Genomic DNA, 6525 nt, shown 5'->3' with positions numbered 1-6525 from the left:
GGTGGCCGCCGCCCGGCGCGGCGGCCTCGCGGTCGAGGCGGCGGGGCTGCTGGGCCTTGCGGTGTCGCCGCTGGTTATCGGCACCGGCCTGTTTCTGTTGGTAAATCCCTTGATAGACCCTGGTTTGGTGGCTTTGCCGGTCACCGCCCTGGTCAACGCGCTGATGGCGCTGCCCTTCGCGCTGCGCATCCTCGTCCCTGCCGCGCAAGAGGTGCTCGGCAACTATGGCCGGCTCGGCCTGGCGCTGAACATGCAGGGCTGGCCCTTCCTGCGCCACGTGCTGCTGCCGCGGCTGCGCCCGCAGATCGGCTTTGCCGCCGGGCTGGGCGCGGCGCTGTCGATGGGCGATCTCGGGGTGATCGCGCTGTTTGCCGATCAGAACCACGCCACGTTGCCGCTGCAGATCTACCGCCTGATGGGCGCCTATCGCATGGACTCGGCCGCCGCCGCCGCGCTGCTGCTGCTGGTGCTGTCGGTCAGCCTGTTCTGGCTGTGTGACCGGGGAGGGCGCCGCCATGCTGCGGCTTGACGCGATGCGCGCCGAAAACGGCGGCTTTGATCTGGCCGCCGATCTGGCGGTCGAGCCCGGCCGCAGGGTTGCGGTGATCGGGCCGTCGGGTGCGGGAAAGTCGACCCTGTTAGGTGCAATTGCGGGGTTTTTTCCCGTCACCGCCGGGCGCATCACCTGGGATGGCCGCGACATCACCGGCGCCGCGCCCGGCGCCCGCCCGGTGGCGATGCTGTTTCAGGACGGCAACCTGTTCCCGCATCTGACCGTGGCGCAGAATGTCGGGCTGGGCCTGCGCCCCGACCTGCGCCTGTCAGCGCAACAGCATCAGGCGGTGGAACAGGCGCTGCACCGGGTCGGGTTGAACGGCATGGCCGGGCGCAAACCCGGCGCGCTGTCGGGCGGCCAGCAAAGCCGCGCGGCATTGGCGCGGGTGCTGGTGCAGGCGCGGCCGCTGCTGCTGCTGGATGAACCCTTCGCCGCCCTGGGCCCGGCCCTGAAACGCGACATGCTCGATCTGGTGCAGGCGCTGGCCGCCGAAACCGGCGCCACCCTGTTGATGGTCAGCCACGACCCCGACGATGCCAGATACATCGCCGAACAGGTCATCTTGGTGGCCGAGGGCCGGGCTGAACCGCCGGTCACCACCGCGACGCTGTTCGCCGACCCGCCCGAGGCGCTGCGCCGCTATCTGGGCGCGCCGGGGGGATTGCCAGACGCCTGATTAGCGGGCAAGACCGGCGCCAGGACAAGGGGAGGACGAACCGAGGTAACGCCGATGCATCCCAACCCGATCTTCCACACCGCCAGCGACCTGGAAAACCTGGAATTTGCCCGCCACCGCGCCTTCGGAATGCTGACGGTCAACGGGCCCGAGGGGCCGCTGGCCGCCCATGTGCCCTTCATCCTGTCCAAGGATGGCAGCCTGGCCGAATTGCACCTGGTGCGCTCCAACCCGATCGTCCGCGCGCTGTCCCAGCCGTTGCCCGCGCTGATCGCCGTCACCGGGCCCGACAGCTATGTTTCGCCCGACTGGTACGGCATCGACGACCAGGTGCCGACCTGGAACTACCAGGCCGTGCATCTGCGCGGACGGCTGGAACGCCGGCCCGACAGCGAACTTGCCGCGCTGCTCGAGCGTCAGTCCGCCATCTATGAAGGCCGGCTGCTGCCCAAGGCACCCTGGCGCCTGGACAAGATGAGCGAGCCGGCCCGCGCCAAGCTGCTGCGCATGATCGTGCCCTGCCGAATGACGGTTGATGCCATCGACGGCACCTGGAAATTCAGCCAGAACAAGCCCGACGAGGTGCGCGAACGCGCCGCCGACGGGGTCGAGGCCGATGGCTTTGGTTCGGAAACCCGCGCACTGGCCCGCCTGATGCGCGGGGCATAGACAGCACTGCCGCCGGCTTCTAGCTTGGCGCCAAAATCTCTCAGGGAGTCCGAGATGAAACTTTATTACAGCCCAACCTCGCCCTATGTGCGCAAAGTCATGGTGGTGCTGCATGAAACCGGCCAGCTCGACGATGTCGAACTGCTCAGCGCCGCGACCACCCCGGTGGCGCCCGATGCGGCGCTCAAGGCCAAGAACCCGCTGGGCAAGGTGCCGGCGCTGGAACGGGCCGACGGGCCAGCGATGTTCGACAGCCGGGTGATCACCGCCTATCTCGATCAGCGCGGCAAGGGCGGGTTGTATCCCGAAGGCGCACGGCACTGGGACACCCGCACGCTCGAAGCGCTGGGCGATGGCATGCTCGACGCCGCCATCCTGATGACCTACGAAAGCCGGCTGCGCTCGGAACAACAGCGCTGGGACGGCTGGGTCGATGCGCAATGGGACAAGATCGCCCATGCCTGCGACACGCTGGAAGCGATCTGGATGAGCCACCTGGCCGGGCCGCTGGACATCGGCCAGATCGCGGTGGCCTGCGCGCTGAGCTATGCCGATTTCCGCCACGGGCCGCGCAATTGGCGCGCCGGCCACGACGCGCTGGCCGCCTGGTTCGCCGAGTTCGAATCGCGCCCCAGCATGGTGGCCACCCGTCCGCCCGCCGCCGCCTAGCCCGGCCGCCCGACACCGCAGCGCGAGACCTCCGGAGGCGAAAACCGGAAATTTCGCCGGCCCAGCTCCGGCCTGCGACCTCTTGCGCGATTATGACGGCTGGACGAACCAATGACACCCCGTTAGATACCCGCAGAGAGGCTGCATTTTTGCGGCCCCACTGCATATTTGCCCGCAGGCGGGCGCTGAATTGGAGTAAACCTCGTGTCCCACGCAGAAGATCACGAAGGCACCCGGAGAGACTTCCTCTACTACGCCACCGCTGGCGCCGGTGCCGTGGCCGCAGGCGCCGCCGTCTGGCCGCTGGTCAACCAGATGAACCCCTCCGCCGACGTCCAGGCGCTGTCGCAGATCCGCGTCGATGTCAGCGGCGTCCAGGTGGGCACACAGATCACCGTCAAGTTCCTGGGCAAGCCGGTCTTCATCCGGCGCCGCACCGAGGAAGAAATCAGCGAAGGCCGCGCCGTCCCGGTGAGCGAACTGGTCGATCCCGGCGCCTTCAACAGCAACCTGCCGGCCGACGCCCCGGCCACCGATGAAAACCGCACGCTGGACGAAGCCGGCGAATGGCTGGTGATGATGGGGGTCTGCACCCACCTGGGCTGCGTCCCGCTGGGCGATGGCGCCGGCGATTTCGACGGCTGGTTCTGCCCCTGCCACGGATCGCATTACGACACGGCCGGCCGCATCCGCCGGGGACCCGCGCCGCGGAACCTGCCGATCCCGCTGGCCGAGTTCGAAAACGAAACGACGATCAAACTGGGATAAGGGGAAGGCGCATGTCCGGTATTCCGCACGATCATTACGAACCGAAATCGAAGATCGAAAAATGGGTCGACAGCCGCCTTCCGGTGCTGGGCCTGCTCTATGACACGCTGATGATCCCCACGCCCAAGAATCTGAACTGGATGTGGATCTGGGGCATCGTCCTGGCCTTCTGCCTGGCGCTGCAAATCGTCACCGGCATCGTCCTGGTGATGCATTACACGCCGCATGTCGACCTGGCCTTCGCCTCGGTCGAACATATCATGCGCAACGTCAATGGCGGCTATATGCTGCGCTATCTGCACATGAACGGCGCCTCGCTGTTCTTCTTCGCGGTCTATGTGCACATCTTCCGCGGCCTCTATTACGGGTCGTACAAGGCGCCGCGCGAAATCACCTGGATCGTCGGCATGCTGATCTTCATTCTGATGATGGGCACCGGCTTCATGGGCTACGTGCTGCCCTGGGGGCAGATGTCGTTCTGGGGCGCCACGGTGATCACCGGCCTGTTCGGCGCGATCCCCTTCATCGGCGAACCGATCCAGACCTGGCTGCTGGGCGGGCCCGCGGTGGACAACGCCACGCTGAACCGCTTCTTCTCGCTGCACTATCTGCTGCCCTTCGTCATCGCCGGGCTGGTGATCGTGCATATCTGGGCCTTCCACACCACCGGCAACAACAACCCCACCGGGGTCGAGGTGCGCCGCGGGTCCAAGGCCGAGGCCGAGAAGGACACCCTGCCGTTCTGGCCCTATTTCGTGATCAAGGACCTGTTCGCCCTGGCCGTGGTGCTGGCGGTGTTCTGGGCGATTGTCGGCTTCATGCCCAACTATCTGGGCCACCCCGACAACTATATCGAAGCCGATCCGCTGGTGACGCCGGCGCATATCGTGCCGGAATGGTACTTCCTGCCGTTCTACGCCATCCTGCGCGCCTTCACCTCCGAAGTCTGGGTGGTGCAGATCGCCTCCTTCCTGACCGGCGGCATCATCGACGCCAAGTTCTTCGGCGTGCTGGCCATGTTCGGCGCCATCGCGGTCATGGCGCTGGTGCCCTGGCTCGACACCTCCAGCGTGCGCTCGGGCCGGTACCGGCCGATGTTCAAATGGTGGTTCGCGCTGCTGGTGATCGACTTCATCGTGCTGATGTGGCTGGGCGCCATGCCTGCGGAAGAGCCTTACGCGACCTACTCGCTGATCGGCTCGGCCTACTGGTTTGCCTATTTCCTGGTGATCCTGCCGGTTCTGGGGGTGATCGAGAAACCGCAGACCCCGCCGGCCACCATCGAGGAAGACTTCCAAGCGCATTACGGCAAGGGCAAAACCGGCGCCGATGGCGTCGCGGCCCCGGCCGAATGAGAAAGGGACAGGGACACATGTTCAAGAAACTCGCATTCGGCAGCCTGCTGGCTGCCCTGGCCCTGGGCCCGGTCGCCGTGTCGGCGGCGGAAGAAGCCGCCCATATCGAAGATGTCGCCTTCTCCTTTGAAGGCCCCTTCGGCAGCTTCGACCAGAACCAGCTGCAGCGCGGTCTGCAGCTCTATACCGAGGTCTGCGCCGCCTGCCACGGCCTCAGATACGTGCCGATCCGCACCCTTTCGGACGAGGGTGGCCCCGGCATGCCCGAGGACCAGGTGCGCGCCTATGCGGCGCAGTTCCCGGTGCTGGACGAGGACGCCAACCGCCACCTCTACGATCCCGAACTGGGCGAGTTCCGGCCGCTGGTTCCCAGCGACCATTTCCCGGCCAACACGCTGCAAAGCGCACCGGATCTCAGCATGATGGCCAAGGCGCGCGCGGGTTTCCACGGGCCGCTGGGCACCGGGATCAACCAGCTGGTCAAAGGCATGGGCGGCCCGGAATACATCGTCGCGCTGCTGACCGGCTATACCGGCGAAACCAAGGAAGAGGCTGGCGTCGTCCTCTACGAAAACACCGCCTTCCCCGGCGGCTGGATCGCCATGGCGCCGCCGCTGGCCGGTGAAGACGTGGAGTTTGCCGATGGCCATGCCAATGACCTGCATCACGAGGCCGAGGACCTGGCCGCCTTCCTGATGTGGTCGGCCGAGCCCAAGATGATGGCGCGCAAGCAGGCCGGGTTTGTCGGCGTGCTGTTCCTGACCCTGCTCTCGGTGCTGCTCTACCTCACCAACAAGAAACTCTGGGCGCCGCATAAGGGCAAAGAGTTCCACTAAGCGCGACCCGCCCGCAAGGCCGGCTTGCCCCGGCCTTTAGCACACCAGATCAACGGCTACCGGGCCCCCCCCGGTAGCCGTTTTGATTTTGAACGGGGGTCTTTAACGCGTTGACCGCAGGGCCGGCCCTGCGGCAGGCTGGGCTCGGCTCCGGCCATTCCGTGCGGGCGGTGCCGATCTGATGGCGAATGCCGCCAGGAAAGGACCCGATGAACCCCATGCATCCCCGCCACGGCCAGGCCTCGCCGAACCTACCGGCCCTGCCACACGCGGCCCAGGCGCCGCTCACAGGCGCGCCATGACCGCGCCCGAGATGCCCCCGGAGGTCGCGGCAACCTTTGCCGGCTTTCCCGATCCGGTGCAAAGCCGGCTGCGCGATCTCCGCCGCCTGATCTTCGACGTCGCCGCCGCGGATAAGGCCATCGGCCCGGTTCTCGAGACGCTGAAATGGGGTGAACCGGCCTATCTGACCCAGGCCAGTAAATCCGGCAGCACGATCCGGCTGGGTCGGGTCAAATCCGCGCCCGAGGACTGCGCGCTGTTCTTCAACTGCCGCACCTCGCTGGTCGAGGAATTCCGCGCGCAGTTTCCCGACGAGTTCCGCTTTGACAAGAACCGCGCGGTGATCCTGCGCCACGACCAACCGCTCCCGGCCGAAGCGGTGCGCATCTGCCTGGGCCGCGCCCTGACCTACCACCTGCGCCGCCGCGCCGAGCGATCGCGTTAAGCAGTTTCGATTATTGACGTCAGCGCAATAAGCGCATGTCCCAGTCGGGACACCGCGCTTTAGCCGGCCACCAATTGGCTGCCGGATACCCCCGTAATCGCCGCTTCCACGATCTGCCCTTCCGGCTGATCCGCGGCAAACACCACCTCGGCAAACTGCTCGGTCCGGCCCATCCGCGGCGTCTCCATCAGCACCCGGTGCGCCCGGCCCACCTGGCCCTGCAGATGCCGAGCCACCGCCGCCTCGCCCGCCGCCCGCAGCCGCGCCGC

Annotated in this window: 8 protein-coding genes and 1 pseudogene; 8 read left to right on the top strand and 1 reads right to left on the bottom strand. The window is 66.7% G+C overall.

What is annotated here, in order from left to right:
- From CVM52_RS22585 to CVM52_RS22550, 8 genes are all read left to right on the top strand, one after another.
- On the top strand, positions 1-529 hold a 529-nt coding region (locus CVM52_RS22585; protein WP_133119945.1), incomplete at its 5' end, for an ABC transporter permease subunit.
- Complete coding sequence (locus tag CVM52_RS22580; protein WP_100164625.1) at positions 516-1232, top strand: thiamine ABC transporter ATP-binding protein; 717 nt, start codon at positions 516-518, stop codon at positions 1230-1232. The genes CVM52_RS22585 and CVM52_RS22580, both read left to right, overlap by 14 nt.
- Positions 1233-1286: 54 nt before the next feature.
- Positions 1287-1901, top strand: a complete 615-nt coding sequence (locus CVM52_RS22575; protein WP_100164624.1) for an FMN-binding negative transcriptional regulator — start codon at positions 1287-1289, stop codon at positions 1899-1901.
- Between the two features lie 54 nt (positions 1902-1955).
- Complete coding sequence (locus CVM52_RS22570; protein ID WP_100164623.1) at positions 1956-2570, top strand: glutathione S-transferase; 615 nt, start codon at positions 1956-1958, stop codon at positions 2568-2570.
- A 204-nt stretch (positions 2571-2774) separates the two neighbouring features.
- Positions 2775-3338, top strand: coding sequence for a ubiquinol-cytochrome c reductase iron-sulfur subunit (gene petA / locus CVM52_RS22565; RefSeq protein WP_100164622.1), 564 nt, complete (start codon positions 2775-2777; stop codon positions 3336-3338).
- Between the two features lie 11 nt (positions 3339-3349).
- Positions 3350-4693: a cytochrome b gene (gene petB / locus CVM52_RS22560; protein WP_100164621.1), complete on the top strand. Its 1344-nt coding sequence runs from the start codon at positions 3350-3352 to the stop codon at positions 4691-4693.
- 17 nt (positions 4694-4710) lie between these two features.
- On the top strand, positions 4711-5529 hold the full coding sequence (locus CVM52_RS22555) for a cytochrome c1 (RefSeq protein WP_100164620.1): 819 nt from the start codon (positions 4711-4713) through the stop codon (positions 5527-5529).
- Positions 5530-5827: 298 nt separating this feature from the next.
- Entirely contained in the window at positions 5828-6256 is a 429-nt protein-coding gene (locus tag CVM52_RS22550) for a DUF1801 domain-containing protein (RefSeq protein ID WP_100164619.1), read from the top strand.
- Positions 6257-6315: 59 nt separating this feature from the next.
- On the opposite strand, the pseudogene CVM52_RS22545 reads toward CVM52_RS22550, so the two are convergent.
- Positions 6316-6525: pseudogene (locus CVM52_RS22545) on the bottom strand (tRNA (N(6)-L-threonylcarbamoyladenosine(37)-C(2))-methylthiotransferase MtaB); the annotation flags it as partial.

This window comes from Pseudooceanicola lipolyticus, assembly GCF_002786325.1.
Lineage (GTDB): Bacteria > Pseudomonadota > Alphaproteobacteria > Rhodobacterales > Rhodobacteraceae > Pseudooceanicola_C > Pseudooceanicola_C lipolyticus.
Note: the sequence above shows the minus strand (reverse complement) of the source record. Positions and strands in the feature narration are given on the sequence as shown.